The organism is Bradyrhizobium sp. NBAIM03, assembly GCF_020194055.1.
GTDB lineage: Bacteria > Pseudomonadota > Alphaproteobacteria > Rhizobiales > Xanthobacteraceae > Bradyrhizobium > Bradyrhizobium yuanmingense.
In genome coordinates this window covers 1-431 of record NZ_JADYVS010000182.1, presented here as the reverse complement: position 1 = coordinate 431, position 431 = coordinate 1, and the positions used below count along the sequence as shown (strand labels likewise).

The following is a 431-nucleotide window of genomic DNA, read 5'->3' as shown; positions in this document are numbered from 1 at the left end:
TTCCTGTGGTCGTTTGTCGATGGCAAGACCATCGTCAACCGCTGGGACAGCTACCGCGATGCACCCGCCGCGACCGATGCGTCCAAGGCGATGAGCAAGGCGCTGATCAAGCGCGGTTTCAAGTTTGTCGGCCCGACCATCTGCTACGCCTTCATGCAGGCCACCGGCATGGTGGATGACCACGAAGCCGGGTGTTTTCGCGCCGGCCAGGTGTAGCGCGTAAGGCCTCTTTTTGATCGGGCGAATGTCCGTTATTCTCGTCAATCCCAATATTGACGGAGTCGTTCTTCATGTCGCTGAATTTTCTCGGCATTGCCGGTAGCCTGCGCCGCAAGTCCACCAACCAGGGCCTGCTGCGTGCGGCATCCACCCGCCTGCCCGCTGGCGTTGAAATGGACCTGGCCGACCTGACGGATATTCCGTTCTACAAC

General features: G+C 59.6%; 1 protein-coding gene. It reads left to right on the top strand.

The window, feature by feature from the left end; genetic code table 11:
- Positions 1–216 (top strand): DNA-3-methyladenine glycosylase I (locus I6F21_RS37990; protein WP_225184416.1); only part of this gene is annotated, 216 nt, incomplete at its 5' end.
- Between the last annotated feature and the right edge of the window lie 215 nt (positions 217–431).